This is a genomic window from Ornithinibacillus sp. 4-3 (assembly GCF_040958695.1).
Classification (GTDB): domain Bacteria; phylum Bacillota; class Bacilli; order Bacillales; family Amphibacillaceae; genus CALAMD01.
Genome location: NZ_CP162599.1, coordinates 3292889 through 3314316, shown reverse-complemented (window position 1 = coordinate 3314316; position 21428 = coordinate 3292889). Strand labels below are relative to the sequence as shown.

Here is a 21428-nt window from a genome sequence, read left to right as displayed (position 1 = left end):
AACAGCCTATCCAATCACTTTATTACAAGGAGGAAAAGAGATGAAGTATTTTGCGGCTTTTCTTACAATGAAGGATGAAGAGAAAAATAAAATTCATCGCCCAGCACATTTGGAGTTTTTAGAAGAAATGCGAAAGCAAAAGAAAGTATTAATGAATGGACGTTTTCTCGATGGTGCCGGTGGTCTTATTATTTATGTGGGTGATAGTTTAGAGCAAGTAGAGGGATGGGTGCAAGAAGATCCTTACATTGCATTAGGAGCAAGAAATTATACGCTCCATGAATGGGAAATGGTCACAGACGTTAAATTTGTAGAATAATAGTGGGCAAAGTCATCGAGTGATGATTTTGTCCGCTTTTCTTCTAGAGGATGTTCAAAAAGGCCAAAAAAATGACACATCGAAAAGGAGGAACTTCGACTAAGTTCCGCTCGTGTCCTGTGTCGAACGTCGAAGTCATCACAACACGCACAAGTCTGCTACTCTAAGCTACGTTGCCTTGAACTTTCGACGCACACGACGAGCTAAGACGTACAGGATGTAGTAGGGCAGATGTTGCTCGCGTGACGTTGCGAACTTAACCGATGACGGTCCTTTTTACTGACCTTTTTGAACTCTTACTTTATTAATCGTTTCACAGTAAAAATGAAACAGAGGGAGAAAGAGATGGGTTTCAAAGAAACATTTAAAAAAGAGATGGAAAATGCAACAAAGGATATCGATCTAAGTGTTACTAAAACATGGGAAGTTAGCTATCAGGGACATCTGATTCAGGTGAAAAATACACTTAAAGAAGAGAGTCTATTTATTGATGAAGTAGAAGTTGCTAAAAATACAAGAAAGTCTCTTTGGTCACATATTATTCCAGTGAGTAAATTAACAGCAATGTTAACACTACAAACTGGGGAGACAAAGAAAGTAGAAGTGAAATTTAGCGGATTAACTCAGCTACATATTCAAATTAAGGTAGGAAGAGAAGTTGTTTTAAAAGAGAAAATGAAGATCGAAATCATTGCACCATGGGAACAAAAAACAGCAATTGTTCCTTGGATTATCCACCAAGTGGAAGAACATGGACGAATAGTAGATGAAAACCTACCAGATAAAGAATATCTTCTATTAGAAGATGTGGAAGATGTAGAGCCAGGGTATCGTGATTTATTAGGTTATGAAGCACATACTCCAATGTATGTCGGTAATTTAGTTAAACTTCTTCAAAAACAAGTTGAAAATCCAACGAACGAAACTCGTAAATCTACTTATGAAAAAGTACTAGATGAACATGTAATGGAGTTTGGGGGAGAGCTTGTTAATCAGTTAAAGGAATCGGAAATAGATATGAATGCCTTACACGAGGAAGCAAACTGGTTCTTAAATCATGCAGCACATCGTGAGGTAGTAAAATTTGCATTATTACTTATCGGCACTACCAATAAAACAGAAGATGAACAATTTTTAAAGAAAATCGCTTTACACGAGGAATTTACTCGTTATGCAATATTCCCATTGTATCATAGACAAGAGTTATTATGGGAATTGGCAGAGAAACTAAAAGGCTGGGGAAAAGTAACCCTAATGCATGAATTAATTCCTTTAACAGAAGAAAGAAAATCCTGGTTTTTGAAGCAGTCCTGGAATGAAAAAATAAAACGTCAAGCTGTTGCCATTGCATGTGCTGAAAAAAGTGAAATGGATGTCATTTTGTATGAGAGGGAAATATCAAAGGAACAATTCGAAGAAATCAGTAAGCTGCTTGTGACTTTATTGGAACCAAATGATGAAGGGTATTTAATGGACCAATATGAATATGAAGAAAATGTATTGAAGCATTATGTCCGTCATGCGAAAAAACATGCATATTTTGAAGTCTTCCCATATATTGAAGCTTTCTTGGAACAAAGGGATTATGATGTTGAGTTAGGAAAATATTAAATAAAAGGAAAGAAATTAGTTTATACCTAAGTTCTTTCCTTTATTACCTAACTTTCTGTATATTAAAGTTTTCGATATCCGATAGATAATTTACCCGCGTCTTTAATGAATAAAGCTCCAGCAAATCCTTCATTTAACATCTTTTGCTGAGCATCAATATCCTCTAAATCTACTAAGGTAACATCCTCAGTTGAAATAGATTCATCTTTCTTACGTAAATCCTTGTATAAAATATAACGTAATTTTCCACTATATTTTTCCTTCAAGGCTCTAATTTCCATTCCTAACATTAATTTATCTAGTAAGCTAGGGATGTTATGTGGTGCTACGGTTGCACAAACATGATAGAACTTTTCTGTATCTATTCTTTCAAATAAATATAATCCCATTTGCGTTTGTAATCGCTTGCCACGGTAATCAGGATCAACTACAGATACTTCAGAGTAAATCACTTTGGATAACTCATTTTCTGGAATGCCAACATCTAATCCTAAATGACCGTATGGATCATCCAGTTTAGGAATAAGCAATGCACGAAAAGAGATAAGACGTTCTTCATCAAACATTCCAATCATCAATTTATCTTCAGAGAGGATAGTAGTAAATTCTTCCGCGGATAAAGGTTGTAATGTAGCCGTTGAATCTAGTGCTTGAACCACTTTAGATTGCAATTCTAAGATAATATCTATATCTGTTAAGGTTAAATAACGTGTATGGTACAGCATTGTTTCACATCCTATTCATTTCTAAGATTAACTCAACTATAATTCTTGTCCAGAATTAAATCAAGAAGTTACATTATGTCTTTCCTTAGATGTTTTAAGGGGAAAAACAGCTTTTCGTACAAGTTCTATTTTTCTGAGTATTCTTTTTAAAATATATCCTATTGACTTTGTAAAAAATGCATGTAATATAAATAATTATGAAAATAAATGTATATTTATAAATCGTTAAATGATAAATAAAAACATCTTAGGGGGAAACAGAAATGAAAGGGAAAATATATTCCTTACTGCTATTATTAATTCTAGCAGTGGCTTTAGTAGCTTGTGGCAATAGTGGAGAATCTAAAAATAATGATGGAGCTACAAAAGGTGAAGAAACAGAAGCGAAAAGTACACTTCAAATGGCATTAGGTCAGCAACCGAATACAATTGATCCATTAGTAACAACAGCAACAGCAACTGCATATGCAGCAAAACCAATATTTGAATCATTATTAACATTAAATGAAAACTTTGAAATAGCACCAATGTTAGCTGAAACATATGAAGTAAGTGAAGATGGAAAAACAATTACATTCAAATTAAGAAGTGGAATTAAATTCCATAATGGAGAAGAAATGACAGCTGACGATGTATTAGCCTCTATGAACCGTTGGATGGAAATGTCGTCACAGGCAAAAGCAAGTTTAGCAGATGCAAAATGGGAGAAAGTAGATGAAGAAACAATTGAATTACAATTAGAGGAGCCTTCTTTAATTGCATTGTTTACTGTAGCAGAGCAAAATCAACAAGCAGCAGTAATGCCAAAAGAAATTGTTGAAGCAGCTGGAGAAAATGGAGTAGATGAGTATATTGGAACTGGTCCTTTCCAGTTTGTGGAATGGAAAACAGATCAATATATACATTATACAAAATTTGAAGATTACCAACCAAGAACAGAGCCAGCAAGTGGTTTAGCAGGTGAGAAAATAGCATTAGTAGACGATGTATATTGGAATTTCGTCCCAGATGAATCTACGCGAATTAGTGGATTAATCAGTGGAGAATACGATGTTTCTATTGGAGTATCTCCTGATAATGTACAACAAATTGAAGCAACAGATGGTATTGAACCAGAAATTTGGACATATGGAATGGAATTACTTGTTTTCAACAAGAAAGAGGGCGTATTTACAGAGCAAAAGATGCGTCAAGCAATTAATGCAGCACTTGATTTTGAAGCAGTTTTATTAGCTTCTTTTGGAGCAGATCATTTCTTTGAGTTAGAACACGGGATTTTCCAACCGCATATGGAAGATTGGTATGTAGATACTGGAAAAGATAAATATAATCAAAAAGATGTAGAACAAGCGCAACAATTACTAGAAGAAGCTGGGTATGATGGAGAAGAAATTACAATTTTAACAAGCCGTGAATATCCGCATTACTATAATGCAGCCGTTGCAGTACAGCAGCAATTAGAGCAAGTAGGTTTGAATGTTAAGCTTGATATCTATGATTGGGCAACATTACTTGATCGTCGTTCTGATCCAGAACTATGGGATATTTTCTTTACAGGCTGGGATACACAAGTGATTCCACATGGTTATGCATTTATCGATTCTAAAACGGAGTGGGCAGGCTGGACAAATAGCCTAGAAATGGACGAGTTGTTAGAAGAAATTGGTGATGCAGCTACACAAGAAGAAGCAAAAGTAGCTGTAGGGAAATTACAAGAGGAATTTTGGGAATATCTACCAGTAGTTAACTTAGGATTATTTAAAAATACAGATGGGTATTCAGATAAAGTGTCAGGCTTTGAAAACTTTATTGGCCCTACCATTTGGAATGTAAGCGTGGAAGAATAAAGTTAAGCTTTATACAACGATAAAAAGTTACAAAGACTATCGACAAATACTGTCGGTAGTCTTTGTTTTTGCGCTATCTATGTCACTAAACAACCAAATATAAGGTGTCAAAATATTAATATTATTAATATACATTGAATCTTGAGTCAATTTCAAATAGAATAAGGAGATAGGGTATGGTAGACTCTATTTGTGCTGATTTTAAAAAAGGGGTGTATGAGAATGAAAATGAAAGCGTATTCACTGTTGCTGTTACTGTTTATTGTGACAATAGGCTTGATTGGTTGCAGTAATGATAGTGACTCAGAGAATGGCAATGAAAAGCAGGATGACGGGTCAACTGGTGAAGAAACTGAAGCGGAGACAAGTGGAGGAACATTAAATTTATCGATTGGGCAACAGCCAAATACAATTGACCCATTAGTAACAACCGCAACAGCAACGGCATATGCAGCAAAACCAATTTTTGAGACATTGGTAACCGTAAATGAAAACTATGAAGTGGTGCCAATGTTAGCAGAATCTTTTGAGGAAAGCGAAGATGGGAAAAGCATTATTTTTAAGCTAAGAAAAGGTGTGAAATTCCATAATGGAAATGAAATGACAGCAGATGATGTTCTCGCATCAATGAATCGTTGGTTAGAAATGTCACAGCAGGCAAGTGCAAGTATTCCTGGTGCAAAATGGGAGAAAATTGATGAAGAAACTGTAGAGTTACAGTTAGAGAAACCTTCTTCTATCGCATTATATACAGTTGCTGAGCAAAACCAAGTAGCTGCTATAATGCCAAAGGAAATTGCTGAATCTGCTACGGAAGCAGGAGCGGAAGAGTATATTGGAACAGGTCCATTTGAATTTGTAGAATGGAAAACAGATCAATATATTCACTATAAGAAATTTGATGATTATCAATCAAGAACAGAACCTGCAAGTGGTCTAGCAGGTGAGAAGAAAGCATTAGTAGATGAGATTTATTGGAATTTCGTTCCAGATGAGTCTACACGTATCAGTGGATTAATTAGTGGAGAATACGATATTTCCATTGGTGTAGCACATGATAATGTAAAACAAATTGAAGAAAACGAAGGAATTCAGCCAGAAATTTGGACATATGGTAAGGAGCTCCTTATTTTCAATAAGCAACAAGGTGTATTTGCAGATAAGAATATGCGTCAAGCCGTTAACGCAGCGCTTGACTTTGAAGGGGTATTAAGAGCTTCCTTTGGAGATGAGCAATTTTATGAATTAGAACATGGATTATTTACGCCAGAGATAGTGAATTGGTATTCAGATGCTGGGAAAGAAATGTATAATCAACAAGATCCAGAGCTCACACAAAGCCTTTTAGAAGAAGCTGGTTATGATGGAGAAGAAATTGTCATACTAACTTCTCGTGAATATCCACATTACTATAATGCGGCGGTTGCTGTTCAACAGCAACTGGAAAAAGTAGGAGTAAATGCAAAACTTGATGTTTTTGACTGGGCAACCTTACTTGATCGACGCTCTGATCCTGAGCTATGGGATATTTTCTTCACAGGTTGGGATACACAAGTGATTCCACATGGTTATAACTTCCTTGATTCTAAAGCAGAATATCCAGGATGGACAAATAGCCCTGAATTAGATCAGTATTTAGAAGATATTAGTAATGCGACTTCCCAAGAAGAAGCAACAGCAATTGCAGAGCAACTGCAAGAAGAATTTTGGGATTATTTACCACTGATTATCTTAGGTCTATTTAAAAATACAGATGGATATTCAGAAAAAGTACAAGGATTCCAAAACTTTATTGGTCCAGTATTATGGAATGTATCCGTAGAAGAATAAACTAAGCAAATACAGCGGCTAGGCTATTTCTAGCTGCTGTATTTATTTTTCTCAAAAAAAGGTTTGGAAGTTTCGTAAATAGGGAATATACGTTAATTGGAATATGAGTACATAGAAGGGGGATAGGGAACGACAATAGAAAAAGAGAAAATAGGAGGATAATTTGTGAGAGATAAAACAAAAGCTTTATTACTATCATTATTTATAATGATAACGATTACATTAATCGGTTGTAGTAATGAAGCTGGTGGTACAGAAAATGATAGTACACAGGGACAAGAATGGGGAGAAGTTTTAAATATTTCAGTTGGTCAGCAGCCTGGTATACTTGATCCGGCGCTTACAACAGCAACAGCAACACATGATGTAGCGCGAGCGATGTATGAAACATTGGTTACTTTGGATGATAATTATGAAGTGATTCCAATGCTGGCAGAGTCATTTGAAATGAGTGAAGATGGAAAGACGATTACCTTTCCGCTTCGTAAAGCAATTAAATTCCATAATGGAGAAGAGATGACAGCAGATGATGTTATCGCTTCAATGGAAAGATGGATGAGTATTTCAGCACAAGCACAATCCGATATTCCTGGAGCAGAGTGGGAAAAGGTTGATGAAGATACAGTAGCAGTACATTTACAGGCACCATCAGCTATTTCCTTATATACAATAGCTGAGCAAAATCAATTGCCTATTATTGTTCCGAAAGAAATTGCAGAAGAAGCTGGAGCAGGAGCAATAGAAGATTACATAGGGACAGGGCCTCTTAAATTAGATGAATGGAGAACGGATCAATATATTAAATTTGTGAAGTTCAAAGACTATCAACCAAGATCAGAAGAACCAACAGGTTTAGGTGGTAGAAAAGAAGCGTTAGCTGATGAAATATACTGGCATTTCGTCCCAGATGAATCAACTCGAGTAAGTGGTTTGATCAGTGGAGAATATGATATTATTCTTGGATTACCTTATGATAATGTAGGGCAAATTCAAGATACAGACGGGTTAAAAACAGAAATATGGCCATATGGAATGGAAATGCTTGTATTTAATAAACAAGAAGGAACTTTTGCAGATCAAAAGATGCGCCAAGCAATAAATGCAGCGCTTGATGTAGAATCAATACTTTATGCGTCTTTTGGAGATGAGCAATTTTTTGAATTAGAGCATGGGGTATTTACGCCAGAAATTAAGGCATGGTATACAGATGCAGCTAAAGATAAATATAATATGCAAAATGAAGATTTAGCACAACAATTAATAGAAGAGTCAGGCTATGATGGAGAAGAAATTGTGATTTTAGCAACTCGTGAGTACCCACACTTTTACAGTGCAGCTGTTGCAACCCTTGAACAGTTGGAAAATCTCGGTTTGAATGTATCATTAGAACTTTACGATTTAGCAACAATGTTAGATCGTCGTGATGATCCAGAATTATGGGATATTTTCTTTACGGGTTGGAATACACAGTTTATTCCCCAAGGATATAGCTTCCTAGATTCGAAAGCAGGATGGGCTGGTTGGACAAATAGTGAGAAAATCGATCAGTACCTAGATGATATTAGCAAGGCTCCTACAATGGAAGAAGCAAGCGCGCTTGCTTCAGACCTACAAGAGGAGTTTTGGGATTACCTGCCAATTATTAACGTAGGATTATTCCACAATGTAGCAGGAATGAAAGAAAACGTGACAGGCTTTCGTAATTTTATAGGGCCACTGCTTTGGAATGTTGGAATTGAAGAATAAAGGAAACCAGCAAACAGGTGTGTTAAAGCATCTGTTTGCTGGTTTGAATTTTTCTACTTTAAATGTTGTTTTACTTCCTCAATGGATTGAAATTCATCTATATGATCAATAATTTCTTCTAAAGTGCTAATTTCCTGTTGATGCATCTTATGTTTCATTTCTTCAGAAAGTGGAGCTACGAATTTGGTAATTAATCGAATGGCTGTGTTAGCTAATGCCTTTGTTTCCCCTTCAGCAATTCCTTCCAATCTACCTTCGAGTTTCCCTTCATTACGAAAAATTTCTGCTAAACTCATCGCTCGATCGCCTCCTTCTTGATAAGTACTACTTACATGTTCAATTATATCATAATAATTCTCTTTCGTTAGATCCTGATTGGCGTGAAAGATATAGCGAAACAAGATTTCTAAATATTGCGTAGCTGTTTGCTGATCGTTTAATTGTTGTAGATAATCTAAAGATTTATAAATAGTCTCTAAAACAATTTGTATATCTTTTTTACGAATATCTCGAAACATTAATAACATAATCCGCAAGAATACATTAAGTTGTACTTCTTCATCTTGAAAGTAGGTAACATCATATAGAAAGTATTCATAATCAGGAATATATTTATGCATTTCTGATGGGAAATCTTTATATCCGTCTAGTAAATCGATGAAAGAGGTAGTTGTCCATGGATTGGAGCCATGGTAGAGGACAATTGGCATAATAAATGGTAACAGACGGTCTTTTTTCCATTTGCTTCTCCAAATTTCTAACATATATTGTAATAATTGGAGTGAAATATGATGATCCGCATAGCTTTTATGCTCAAAGAGAAGATAAATATAGATGGGTTTATTCTGGACTTGGGTTTGATATAAGAAGTCGGAAAAATATTCTTGGAGGTCAGGGCGAATAAAGCTGTCTTTTTGAGGCTGAAGGTAGTTCAAATCAATGAGATTGCGAATAGAAGAGGGAAGGAAGTGTGTAATAAAATCTTTGACTACTTCTACGTTAGAAAAGGTAGCTTTGAAGAATTTATCATGTGGATTGTGTATTTGCAATCAATCAAGTCCTTTCTTTTTATATTTGATGACTGTACAAAAAATAGCATGTTCATTCAAAAGTCGCAAATAGGTAAAATTTAATTATAGCGCTGAGAAAGCATAACAAATCTCAAAAAGATAGTGAATCCAACCATACTGAATTTAGTACGGCTGGGTTCACTTAAAGATGTTATTTTTATTTAACTACTTCAGAGTATACGGTTAGTTCTTGTAAAACATCTTCATCAACGTCTACCCCAAGGCCTGGTTTTTCATTTAATTTGATAAATGGAATTTCGTATTTTAGATCACCAATATCCTTCGAGAATTTTAGTGGTCCTGTTAGCTCTACGCTAGTAATAAATTTTTTCGAGAATGCGACATGGAAGCCTGCTGCGGAACCGACAGAGGATTCAACCATGGAACCAACCTGACAGTCGATGCCAGCCATTTCTGCCATATTAGCTAGTTTTGCTGCTGGATACATACCGCCACATTTCATTAATTTAATATTTACTTTATGAGCAGCATGTTTTGCAATAATTTCACGCATTTCTGGGAATCCACGTAATCCTTCGTCAATCATTACAGGGATGGATGATTTTGATTTAATTTCTACCATTGCATCAATATCTGTTGCTACAACAGGCTGTTCTAACCAATCAATTGCGAGACCAGATAATTGCTCGAGCGCTAGTAGAGTATTTGCGCTATTTTGCCAGCCCTGGTTAACATCAATACGAATAGCGATATCTTCACCAACACGTTCTTTAACTGCTTTAATTCTTGCTACATCTTCAAATACGTTTGTACCAACCTTCATTTTAAAAGATTTATAGCCTTGTTTGACACGTTCTTCTGCTTCGTTAGCCATTTTCTCAGGATCCCCAATGCTTAGCACATGTGTAATTGGAAATTTCTCATGATAACGACCACCTAATAAGACATAAGCTGGAACTCCTAATGCTTTTCCAACAACATCAAAGCATGCAATATCAATTGCTGCTTTCGCTGTCGGTGCCATGAAAATCTGCTTGTTCATTACATCATGAATACGCTCCATATTCATTGGATTTTCTCCGATTAGTTTTGGAGCAAGTGTGTTTTTGATTACTTGAAATACACTTTCCCAGCTCTCGGCAGTTACATGTTCATCAGCAACACCTTCTCCATAGCCGACATATCCATTGTCTGTAGTGATCTTTACAATGACGGATGGCATATCGTCATAGGAGCCATAACTAATGATAAATGGATCGATTAGTGGTAAGCGAATGGCAAAAACTTCAATCTCAGTAATTTTCATTGAAAATCCTCCTAAATGCTAATCTAATGGTATATATCGTTATTCTAGCACGGCTATTTTATAAACACTAGAAAAGATGTGTGTATATTGGAAAGAAAGAGAATTAATTATATTAAAATTAAATTGACTTTAAAAAAAATCTTAGATACTATAAAAAATGAAAGAGGGGGAATTTTGTGAAGAAAAAATTATTATTTCTTTTGCTCATTTTTGCAAGCGCTTTACTAGTACTTGCAGCGTGTTCAGAAGACAAAAAAGAAGAGCCAAAAGAAAAGCAAGAAGTTGAAAAAGATAATGAAAAGGAAGAGAAAACAGAAGAAGCAGAACAAGAACCGCAAACAGGTGGAACTTTAAATTTTGCATTCAATGCACAACCACCAGGACTTGATCCAGTTGTAACAACGGCGACGGCGACGCGTGATATAGCGCGAAATATATATGAACAGCTTGTTACATTTGATAGTGAATTTCAAGTACAACCAATGCTAGCGGAGTCTTTTGAAGCAAACCAAGAGGAAAAAACAGTTACTTTTAAATTAAGACAAGGTGTAAAATTCCATAATGGAGATGAAATGAAGGCAGAAGATGTTGTTGCTTCTATGGAAAAATGGGCGAATGAATCTGCACAAGCAAAATCTTTCTTAAGTGGTGTTACTTTTCAAGCGGAGGATGATTACACAGTTGTTGCTCACTTAGATAAAACAGGTTTAATTGATATGTTTGTATTTGCAGACTTAACACAAATTGCAGCAATTATGCCTAAGGAAATTGTCGAAGCGGCTGAAGAAGGCGGAGTAACAGAATATATTGGAACAGGACCATATAAGCTAGAGGAATGGAAGCAAGATCAGTATATTCATTTAACAAAATTTGCTGACTACCAAGCAGTAGATAAGCCGGCAGATGGTCTATCAGGTAAAAAAGAAGCATATGTAGACGATATTTACTTCCATATTGTGACAGATGCATCCACACGTGTTGCAGGAGTACAGTCTGGAGAATATCATATGGCTAATTTTATTCCACAAGATAGTGCAGCCCAATTAGATGCTGATCCGAACGTGGAGAATAAAGCAGATATTAACTCCATTCCAGGAATTATTTTTAATAAGAAAGTTGGAGTATTTCAAGATCAAAAGATGCGCCAAGCGATTGCAGCAGCTTTAGACTTGGAAGAAATAATGTTAGCCGCTTATGGGAGTGAAGAGTTTTTCACGATGAATCATGAATTAATGCTAGAAGAACAAACAGCATGGTATACAGATGCGGGGAAAGATCAATATAATCAAAAGGATTTAGAAAAAGCAAAAAAACTACTAGAAGAAGCGGGGTATAATGGGGAAACGATTCGCTTGATGACTTCCCGTGAATATGAAGACTATTATATGTTTGCAATAGTTATGCAAGAACAGCTTAAACAAATTGGAGTAAACTTAGAATTAGAAGTTTACGAATGGGCTACAGTTATTGATAAACAAAGTGACCCATCAGCATACGATATGACAATTACTGGTTGGGGAATTCGTCCAACTCCAATTCAGTATCCATTCTTAGATTCACGTGCAGAGTGGGCAGGTTGGTCAAATAGTGCGGAAATCGATGGCTATATTGATGCAATTCAAGCAAGCGAGAATCAAGAAGAAGCGAAAGCAATTATGATTGATCTACAAGAAGAATTTTGGAACTATTTACCAATAATCAAAGTTGGTAATAAAATGGACATTGCAGCTGTACGTACAGAAGTATCTGGATACGATACAACTGTAGGACCAATTTTGTGGAACATTAGCATAAGTGAATAACTCTAATCAGGATGTCGCGCATACAAATCTATGTGCGACTTTTCTACGAAAGGGAGGAGACAGATGATTTTCTATGAATTAAAACAATCGATAGAACAATTAGCTCGTATACACAAGGAAAAGGTAGCTATATGTATTCAAACAGAAGAGGGGACAATCTCTATTAATGCGGATATGAAAATGCGCTCTGCTAGCATTATTAAAGTACCTTTAGCACTTGCATGTCTATATCAAGCAGAACAGAAAAAACTTGTATTAAATCAGCCTATCCAAGTAGAGAATAAAGTAGCAGGTTCTGGAGTGTTGAATTATTTATCAGGGAATCCAAGTTTAACCTTAATAAATTATATTGAACTTGCGATGATTGTTTCGGATAATACTGCTTCTAATATTCTTATTGATGCAGCAGGGATAGAACAAGTCAATTTGTTTATGGATAGTATTGGTATGAAGAATACAGTGCTTAAGCGTTATTTCATGGATTTCGAAGCATTAAAGGACGGTTTAGAAAATATGACAACAGCCCAAGATATGATGACTTGTCTAGCTATACTTACAGAAGAGAATAGTTGGTTATCTGCACAAAGTCGTCATCAACTACAGCAGATTCTAAGCCATCAACAATTTCAACATAAGCTAGCACGTTATGCATCTACTGCAGGTGCAGATATTTTTATAGCACATAAAACTGGAGAACTCGATGGCATTGAACATGATATAGGAGTGATGCAAAAGGAAGAAGTACAAGTGAAAGTTGTGGTACTAACAACAGGCTGGGAGCATGCGACTGAAGCGCAACGGTTTATTGGTGAGGTTGGTAAAGAGGTTATGAAATATATGCAAAAATAGGTTTATTTCGAAAATAAAAATACTTCCGATTAAAAAGACTTTAAGCGTTTGCATTGGAGAAAAAACACAAAAATCGTTGGTATAACAATGTTCGGAAAGATTCCATTCATAGTATTCCTTATTAAACGGGAATTAAAAATTATTTAAAAGATATAGATTTTTATGACGAAATGTAGTACCTTTATAAAGGTGTTATTGATGAAAGCGATAACACAGGGGGCTTATACACAGATTAAACATAAATAAGGGAGGTTTTGTTGTGAAACAAAACAAAAAATGGTTAATGCTTGTTATGTTTCTAGTAGCAGCTGTTTTAGTGCTAGGTGCTTGCTCAGGAGATAAAGATGAGAGCGAGAACAATAATGATAAGGATAACTCGGAAGAAAATAATGACACAGATACAGAAGCAACAGCAGGAGGAACACTTAATTTCGCATTTAATGCGCAGCCTCCAATGCTTGATCCAACAGGAACAACAGCAACAGCAACACGTGATATGGTACGTAATATATACGAACAATTAGTAACTTTCGATAGTGAAATGAATGTTGTTCCAATGTTAGCAGAATCATTCGAAGTTAATGAAGAGGATGCAACAGTCACTTTTGAATTAAGACAAGGTGTAAAATTCCATAATGGTGAAGAAATGACAGCAGAAGATGTTGTTGCATCTATGGAAAGATGGGCAGCACAGTCTGCACAAGCTATCTCATTTTTAAGTGGTGTAACTTTTAAAGCGGATGGCGATTACACAGTAATTGCTCAATTGGATAAAATTGGCGGTATTGATATGTTTATTTTCGCTGACTTAACACAAATTGCAGCAATTATGCCAAAAGAAGTTGCGGAAGCGGCAGGGGACGAGCCATTAACTGAATATATTGGTACAGGTCCTTATAAGTTTGAAGAGTGGAAACAAGATCAATATATTAAATTATTGAAATTTGAAGACTATGTAGCATCGGAAGAACCAGCAAATGGTTTGGCTGGTAAAAAAGAAGCATATGCAGATGAGATTGTATTCCATATTGTAACAGATGCATCTACTCGTGTCGCTGGTTTACAATCTGGAGAATATCATTTTGCGAACTTCCTATCACCAGATAGTGTGCCGCAATTACAAGCAGATGATAATGTTGTAACTTTACCAGAGATCAACTCTATTCCTGGTTTCGTATTTAACAAAAAAGAAGGTATTTTTACTGATATCAAAATGCGTCAAGCATTTGCAGCAGGTGTTAATTTAGAAGAAGTAATGCATGCGGCATATGGAGATGCTGAATTTTATGAGCTAGATCCATCTTTAATGTTAGAAGGTCATGCATGGTATACAGATGCAGGTAGTGAGAATTACGATCAGCGTGATATTGAGAAGGCGAAACAATTACTTGATGAAGCAGGATATAACGGTGAAGAAGTTCGTATTCTAACTTCACGTGAATATGAAGATTATTATACATTCTCTGTAGTAGTACAAGAACAATTAAAAGAAGCTGGAATGAATATCGTTCTTGATGTAGTTGACTGGTCAACTGTATTAGAAAAACGTGAAGATCCTTCAGCTTATGATATTTTCATCAGTGGTTGGGGAGTACGTCCGACACCAGTTCAATATCCATTCTTAGATTCTGGTGCAGAATGGCCTGGCTGGACAGATAGCCCAGAAATTGATGCTTTAATTGAAGACATCCAAGCAACTACAGACGAAAATGAGCAGAAAGCTTTAGTAGAAGAACTACAAACAGAATTCTGGAACTATCTACCAATCTTAAAACCTGGTAATAAAGCAGATGTAATGGGACATCGTGCTTCTATAGAAGGATTTGAAACTTTATTAGGACCAGTACTTTGGAATGTAAGCATTAACGAATAAATGATAAAGAAAGAGGGATGTTGGGGCGTGAGTTTTCTAGCACTCCCTCTTTATTTTGAAATTCTGAGGAGGATTATCAATGAAAGAACAGCCAAACATTCGTATTGCATTAACAGGAGATAGTATTATTGCCCGTCGCATATCCGTACATAATGATGAACCAACAACAGCACTTTATGAAAAATTACGTGAAGCAGATGTTCGATTTACTAACTTAGAAGTACTACCAAATGATTTCAAAGGTCATCCTGCCGCAAGAAGTGATGGAGCGCACTTTGCTGCTCATTCTTATGTACTAGATGATTTGAAAGAATTAGGATTTAACTTACTTTCTTGTGCGAACAATCATTGTTTAGACTATGGTGTAGATGGATTATTAACAACAATTGAAGAAATTGAAAAACGTGGTTTCTCTTATGCAGGTGTTGGAAAAAATTTAACTGAAGCAAGAATGCCAGTGTATCATGATGTACCAGGTGGAACTGTAGCAATGCTTTCAGCAACATCTACATTTTTCATCGAGGATCAAGCAGGAGAAGCTCGTTCTGAAGTACAAGGACGTCCTGGCTCAAATCCACTAAAATTTGACGTAGAATATCAAGTAACAGAAGAGCAAATGAAGGTTATTAAAGAAGTAGATGAGCAGCTTGGATTTGGCGAGCATCGTCGTGAGTTTATTCGTTTAGGGTTTGGAGCTCCTCCAGCAGATCCAGATATTTATCAATTTGAAGATTCTAATTTCCGAGTTGCAGGAACATTAGCAGCAAGCTTCCGAGTAGGAGACGAGCCGAAGGTTATTTCTCGTCCAAATGAGAAAGATTTAAATGATATTATTAAATGGGTAAGAGAAGCAAAATCACGTGCAGATGTAGTGATTATGAGTTTACATGCCCATGAACAATCTATTACTCGAGAGCATCCAGCAGAATTTATTCGTGAATTCGCCCATCGTATTATTGACGAGGGAGCCGATGTTGTTGCTATGCACGGACCACATCTTATTCGTGGAATGGAAATGTATAAAGGTAAGCCAATTTTCTATAGTTTAGCTAACTTTATTGGTCATAATGAGCTAGTGTATAAGCTACCTCAAGATTCATATAATCGCTTTAAAGTAGATGCTTCAATGACACCTAGTGAAATTTTCCATAAACGTAGTGATGGAGGGAAGAAAGGATTCCCAGGAAGTGCATTATATTGGCAATCATTTATGCCAGTCTGCCATTTTAAAGATGGAAAATTAAACGAAATTGAAATTTTACCAGTTGGTTTAACTAGAGGGGATACTCCGCATCATCGTGGACGTCCATACTTAGCAACAGGTGAGCAAGGAAGAGAAATTATGAAGAAGTTAGACGACCTTTCCAAAGAATTCGGCACAGATTTAGTCATTGATGAAGATGGTCGTGCAATTGTGAAATTAGATTAAGATTAACCACGCGATGCATCTAAAAAATGTTCATCGCGTGGTTTTGTTTTTTGAAAAACCTTAGTAATCTTAGAACATATAAAAATTGAATTTTACATCAATCTTATTCATTAAGAAATTCAATTAAGTAAGAATGTTTGAAAAATGATATGATGGAATATGTAATCAAAAAAATACCAGGAGTGATTCAAGTGAGAATAGCAATTGGTCAAATAGCTCATGAGACAAGCACGTTTTCTTTAGTACCAACAGTAGTGGAGACATTTCAGAAAGCGGAGTGGACCTATGATCAACAATTAATTGAAAAACATCAACAGGTACGCAATTATCTAGGTGGGATGATTACAAAAGGAACAGAGCTTGATGTAGAATTAGTACCGACATTCTCTGCTAATTGTAACCCATCAGGTTTAGTATCGAAGGAAACATTTGAAACATTAGTTGATGAATTAATTAAACGAATCAAAGCAGCAGGAGAACTCGATGCAATTTGCTTAGCATTGCACGGAGCAGGTGTAGCAGAGAAATACACAGATTTAGAGGGAGAGGTACTGAAAGCAGTTCGTGCAGAAGTAGGGTATGAGATTCCTATTGTTGTATCATTAGATTTACATGGAAATTTAACAGATCTTATGGTAAATGAAGCGAATGCATTGATTGGAGTAAAGGAATACCCGCATATTGATTCTTATGAAGCGGGAGCTAAAGCAATGGATGTTGCTGTACGTATTGTAAAAGGAGAAATCAATCCAGTAATGGCAATTGAGCATATTCCATTATTGATGTTTCCCAATACAACCTTTCAATCACCTGCTAAAGATATGAAGGAATTTTGCTTTGCAAAAGAGGAAGAAGAGGGAGTAGTGGATTGTACATTCTTCCACGGATTTGCTCGTGCAGATACAGAAAACACAGGAGCATGTGCTATCGTTATCACGGATGATGATAAAGAAAAAGCAGATAAATTAAGTAAAGAAGTAGCGCGTAAAGTCTGGGAACTTCGAGATGGATTTATTAATAAATATCCTGATCCAGCAGGAGCTATTGAAGAAGCGCTTGCTACAGAAGGAAAGCCGATTGTAATTAATGAAACATCTGATAACCCTGGAAGTGGAGCCCCTGGTGATGGAACCAACTTACTAAAAGCTCTGCTTGAAAAAAATGAAAGTGAGACCGCATTTGGCTTTATTCGTGACCCAGAAGTAGCAGAAATTGCTCATGAAGCAGGAGTAGGAGCAACGATCGAAGTGAAGCTCGGCGGGAAAACAGATGATCGCCATGGTGAGCCTATAGCAGTAACTGCATATGTGAAAAGCATTACAGATGGAAGATTTATTCAGTCCTCACCAATGTCACAGGGGGCACAAATAGATTATGGTAAATCAACACGCCTACAAATTGGCAATGTTGATGTAATTGTCTGCTCTGGAAAATCTCAAACATTAGATAAAGAAGTATTCACATTACATGGAATTAATATTATGGATTATAAGATTGTGGCATTAAAATCATGTCAGCATTTCCGTGCTGGATTTGAGCCATATGCGAAGAAAATTGTTACAGCAGATTCACCAGGAATTAGTACGAGTAATCCAGCTTATTATGATTATAAGCATATACCTCGACCTATTTTTCCAATTGATGAAGATGTAAAGTATTAGTTAATAAAATGTCCTTTCTACTAATATTCTATCATTAGTAGAAAGGACATTTTTGAATCGCTAACTTTTATTGGTTACTTTTAGGCATCGTATAAAAGTCTTCATCAAGATAGTTTTTTCCGAATAATGCATCGAACATGATGATACGATAGTCTTGTATAAGCTCCAGCGTTTCTTTTGGTAAATCTTCATCCATTATTTTCTCTTCGTTTTTATAAATATAATCCATACCAATACGGCTAACTTGTTGTTCGTATAAAGTTGTCAGTAGGCCTTGAAAAGGAGAAACCTTATAATTACCTGCTTCCAACATGGCAGTTGTTAAAAATAATGGAGATAATAATTCTTTTTTCTTCTGTATTTGATTTCGATCATTATTTAAATAAATAAACCATGGTGTTTCATGCCTACCAAATTCACCGAATTTTTCTGAGATACCATTAAAAACGTTAGGGAAATGATCCCCATAAAATAATAGATTGATATCTTTATCACTATTATTTATATAATCAATTAACTCTACCATTACATTGTCTGTTTCTCTCAAGCCTTGTAAATAATTAATTAATTCGGTTTCCTTCCCTTCAGAGAAAAATTCTTTATCAATGTTAGGATGGAAGTCGGAATCTGGAATATCTCGATCATAGGGTGAGTGGTTTTGCATAGAAAGCACATGCATAATCCCAGTTGTATCTTTTTCGAGTTCGTCGAAAATTTCTTTATTTAATGATGCGTCGGAAACGCGATGGTGATTTCCGATTTTCTCCGTGTATTTAATTCCATTATCAAGAAATTTAAATTCATCTATGCCAATTTTTGAATATATAGCTCTTCTCTTATAAAGGTGCGCTGTATATGGATGTATAGCAATAGCTTCCTTATCAGTACTTTGTAATATAGTACTATGACTAGGTGAATCAACATAAAAGTCTGAGTAAGGAGTAGTAGAAATCGGTGAATAAAAAGCTTCTAAACTAAAAGATGTTAAAACTGACCATTCAATATTAGCCGTCCCACCACCTACAAATTGACTATACATTGTTCCACTATATTGTTGATCAAGTAGGGAATTAATGTAAGGTAATGTTTCCTCATTGTCTAGAAATAACGGCCACTTATCTGGATTTATAAGAGATTCACTTAAATATAAGATGGTTACAGCATCATTAAAATATTGTAAGCGGTTTTCATTGATCATTTCTGCCTTTTCTTCATATTTACTTTTAATTTCTACAACTTTTTTCTTCTCATATTTTGTTGGCTTTTCCATATAATCTGGTTTAATTGTACTCAATAGGGTCGGTATAAATCCGTCTTCTTGTGCTCTTTTGAGTGGGTTAAAATTATGACTTTCTGATTTAGGGTAAAGCATAACCCGTTCATTAAACTCATTTGGAAAAGTATATACACCCATTAAGAAGGCAGAGGAACACACTAAAATAACTAGACGGAATTTATAATTAAAACGTACACCTAATCTTTTTCCTAATTTACTGATTATGATATGTAAAAGAATGAGTACTACTGTAAGTATAATGAAAGCGGTTAAAACGATTCCCATTGAAACTTCTACTAAGGCGATAACATCTTTTGGGGAACTGATAGTTTTCAGTTCAGAAAATGTTAATAGATCATTTCTTTCCTGTACTTTTAAATGATTAGCTACAACGAGAAGTGCAGAAATAACATTTACGATGAGCACACTTGTAATAACAGAGCCGACTAATGAAAAAATGAGTAGGGATAATACAATGATGATGGACATCCCATTTGAAAATGATTCTCCAATTCGATCGATGTTTATGGTGAAATCTGTGAAAAGACTACGGTTTAGCCATTCTACTACGAAGTATGCATTGATGTAGATGACTGTAAGGGACAAGATAATATAAATGATATACAAAAATATTTTTCTATAATTCATTGTTTTTTCTTCCTTTAATCTTTATAAAAAACAAAGCAGATTCTGTACATTGTTAATAAGTTACTAAAGAAAAAGCTTATTGTCAATGTAATTTCAAGGAAATTACGACTTAGGAGATTCGAATGAACAAACGAAAGTTAAAATTCTTAATATTATGATGTTTAGCTACATAATAAATGTTAAAATATAAAAGAATGGTATAGAAATTAATCTAGTATAAGTTATTTTGGAGGGAAATAAGATGTTAGAAAAATTATATCAATTAATTGATGAAAACTATGACGAAATCGTACAAATCCGTCGTCATTTACATCAAAATCCAGAGCTTTCATTTCATGAAGTGGAAACACCAAAATATATTGCAGCATATCACCGTGAGTTAGGACTAGAAGTTCGTGAAGGTGTTGGTGAGCGAGGTGTAGTAGCTACTTTACGTGGAGGTAAGCCAGGGAAGACAGTGGCATTGCGTGCTGATTTTGATGCTTTGCCTATTCATGAAGAAACAGGTGTAGAATACAAATCCAAAAATGATGGTGTAATGCATGCGTGTGGGCATGATGGACATACAGCGACTTTATTAGGTCTGGCAAAAGCTTTATGTAAAATAAAGGATGAGATTGCTGGTACCATTGTATTTATCCATCAACATGCCGAAGAAATGGCGCCAGGTGGTGCAATTGCAATGATTAAAGATGGTTGTCTAGAAGGTGTAGACGTAATTTATGGAACGCATTTACAATCCTTAATGCCAGTAGGAAATATCCAATATCGAACTGGTCCAACAATGGCAGCAGCAGATCGATTTCATATTGAAATTCAAGGTAGAGGTGGACATGGGGCGCAACCGCATCTAACTAAGGATTCTATTGTTGTTGCTTCCCAATTAGTAACAAATTTACAGCAGCTTGTTAGTCGCCGTGTAGATCCAATTGAATCAGCCGTTGTTTCTGTAGGTAATTTTGTAGCAAGCAATGCATTTAATGTAATTGCTGATAAAACAGTTTTAGCTGGAACAGTACGTACATTTAAAGAAGATATTCGCTCTTTAGTAGAAAAAGAAATGGAGAGAATTGTTAAAGGTACATGCTTGTCTGCAGATGTAGATTATAAATTCGAATTCCATCGTGGATATCCGCCACTAGTAAATCATAAGAAGGAAACAGAATTTTTATCAGCGTTTGCTGAATCTGTACCAGGAGTTACAGATGTTATCGAAGCAGCACCCCGTATGGGTGGGGAAGATATGTCTTATTATTTAGAACATGTACCTGGTACATTCTTCTTCACTGGAGCACAAATTTCAGATGGAGAAGCTGTTTATCCACATCATCATCCAAAATTTAATTTTGATGAGCGTGCACTCGCTATTGCAGCGAAGACATTAGGTGGAGCGGCATTACAGACATTAGAAGATTTAAAATAGAAATTAATTATAAAGAGGACATGACAAGCTTTTGCTGTCATGTCCTCTTATT

The 21428-nt window shown here is 35.7% G+C and carries 15 protein-coding genes; 11 read left to right on the top strand and 4 right to left on the bottom strand.

What is annotated here, in order from left to right; translation table 11 throughout:
- Positions 1-40 precede the first annotated feature (40 nt).
- Entirely contained in the window at positions 41-319 is a 279-nt protein-coding gene (locus tag AB4Y30_RS16050) for a YciI family protein (protein ID WP_368653186.1), read from the top strand.
- Positions 320-664: 345 nt separating this feature from the next.
- Positions 665-1930: a hypothetical protein gene (locus AB4Y30_RS16045; RefSeq protein ID WP_368653185.1), complete on the top strand. Its 1266-nt coding sequence runs from the start codon at positions 665-667 to the stop codon at positions 1928-1930.
- 62 nt (positions 1931-1992) lie between these two features.
- On the opposite strand, the gene AB4Y30_RS16040 is transcribed toward AB4Y30_RS16045, so the two are convergent.
- On the bottom strand, positions 1993-2655 hold the full coding sequence (locus tag AB4Y30_RS16040; RefSeq protein WP_368653184.1) for a hypothetical protein: 663 nt from the start codon (positions 2653-2655) through the stop codon (positions 1993-1995).
- A 263-nt stretch (positions 2656-2918) separates the two neighbouring features.
- On the opposite strand from AB4Y30_RS16040, the gene AB4Y30_RS16035 reads away from it, so the two are divergent.
- The 3 genes from AB4Y30_RS16035 to AB4Y30_RS16025 all read left to right on the top strand — a co-directional run bounded on the left by AB4Y30_RS16035 (position 2919) and on the right by AB4Y30_RS16025 (position 8078).
- Positions 2919-4502 (top strand): ABC transporter substrate-binding protein, encoded by a 1584-nt coding sequence (locus tag AB4Y30_RS16035; protein ID WP_368653183.1) that lies wholly within the window; start codon positions 2919-2921, stop codon positions 4500-4502.
- Positions 4503-4724: 222 nt separating this feature from the next.
- Positions 4725-6332 carry an ABC transporter substrate-binding protein gene (locus tag AB4Y30_RS16030; protein ID WP_368653182.1) on the top strand — a complete coding sequence of 536 codons (1608 nt, stop codon included), beginning with the start codon at positions 4725-4727 and terminating at the stop codon, positions 6330-6332.
- A 165-nt stretch (positions 6333-6497) separates the two neighbouring features.
- The gene (locus AB4Y30_RS16025; RefSeq protein ID WP_368653181.1) at positions 6498-8078 is read left to right on the top strand and encodes an ABC transporter substrate-binding protein; all 1581 of its coding nucleotides are present in this window, start codon (positions 6498-6500) and stop codon (positions 8076-8078) included.
- 53 nt (positions 8079-8131) lie between these two features.
- Here the strand turns inward: AB4Y30_RS16025 and AB4Y30_RS16020 are convergent, their stop codons facing one another.
- Both AB4Y30_RS16020 and AB4Y30_RS16015 read right to left on the bottom strand, forming a co-directional pair.
- The gene (locus AB4Y30_RS16020; protein ID WP_368653180.1) at positions 8132-9127 is read right to left on the bottom strand and encodes an Rpn family recombination-promoting nuclease/putative transposase; all 996 of its coding nucleotides are present in this window, start codon (positions 9125-9127) and stop codon (positions 8132-8134) included.
- Positions 9128-9305: 178 nt separating this feature from the next.
- Positions 9306-10415: a mandelate racemase/muconate lactonizing enzyme family protein gene (locus tag AB4Y30_RS16015; RefSeq protein WP_368653179.1), complete on the bottom strand. Its 1110-nt coding sequence runs from the start codon at positions 10413-10415 to the stop codon at positions 9306-9308.
- A 176-nt stretch (positions 10416-10591) separates the two neighbouring features.
- Here AB4Y30_RS16015 and AB4Y30_RS16010 point away from each other — a divergent pair, with 176 nt between their 5' ends.
- The 5 genes from AB4Y30_RS16010 to AB4Y30_RS15990 all read left to right on the top strand — a co-directional run bounded on the left by AB4Y30_RS16010 (position 10592) and on the right by AB4Y30_RS15990 (position 18029).
- Positions 10592-12217, top strand: coding sequence for an ABC transporter substrate-binding protein (locus AB4Y30_RS16010; RefSeq protein ID WP_368653178.1), 1626 nt, complete (start codon positions 10592-10594; stop codon positions 12215-12217).
- Between the two features lie 63 nt (positions 12218-12280).
- Positions 12281-13066: a serine hydrolase gene (locus tag AB4Y30_RS16005; RefSeq protein WP_368653177.1), complete on the top strand. Its 786-nt coding sequence runs from the start codon at positions 12281-12283 to the stop codon at positions 13064-13066.
- 259 nt (positions 13067-13325) lie between these two features.
- Positions 13326-14939, top strand: coding sequence for an ABC transporter substrate-binding protein (locus AB4Y30_RS16000; protein ID WP_368653176.1), 1614 nt, complete (start codon positions 13326-13328; stop codon positions 14937-14939).
- Positions 14940-15018: 79 nt separating this feature from the next.
- On the top strand, positions 15019-16368 hold the full coding sequence (locus tag AB4Y30_RS15995) for a CapA family protein (protein ID WP_368653175.1): 1350 nt from the start codon (positions 15019-15021) through the stop codon (positions 16366-16368).
- Between the two features lie 191 nt (positions 16369-16559).
- The gene (locus tag AB4Y30_RS15990) at positions 16560-18029 is read left to right on the top strand and encodes a M81 family metallopeptidase (RefSeq protein ID WP_368653174.1); all 1470 of its coding nucleotides are present in this window, start codon (positions 16560-16562) and stop codon (positions 18027-18029) included.
- 67 nt (positions 18030-18096) lie between these two features.
- Here the strand turns inward: AB4Y30_RS15990 and AB4Y30_RS15985 are convergent, their stop codons facing one another.
- Complete coding sequence (locus AB4Y30_RS15985) at positions 18097-19953, bottom strand: LTA synthase family protein (protein ID WP_368653173.1); 1857 nt, start codon at positions 19951-19953, stop codon at positions 18097-18099.
- Between the two features lie 241 nt (positions 19954-20194).
- Here AB4Y30_RS15985 and AB4Y30_RS15980 point away from each other — a divergent pair, with 241 nt between their 5' ends.
- Positions 20195-21376, top strand: a complete 1182-nt coding sequence (locus AB4Y30_RS15980) for a M20 family metallopeptidase (RefSeq protein WP_368653172.1) — start codon at positions 20195-20197, stop codon at positions 21374-21376.
- Positions 21377-21428 lie beyond the last annotated feature (52 nt).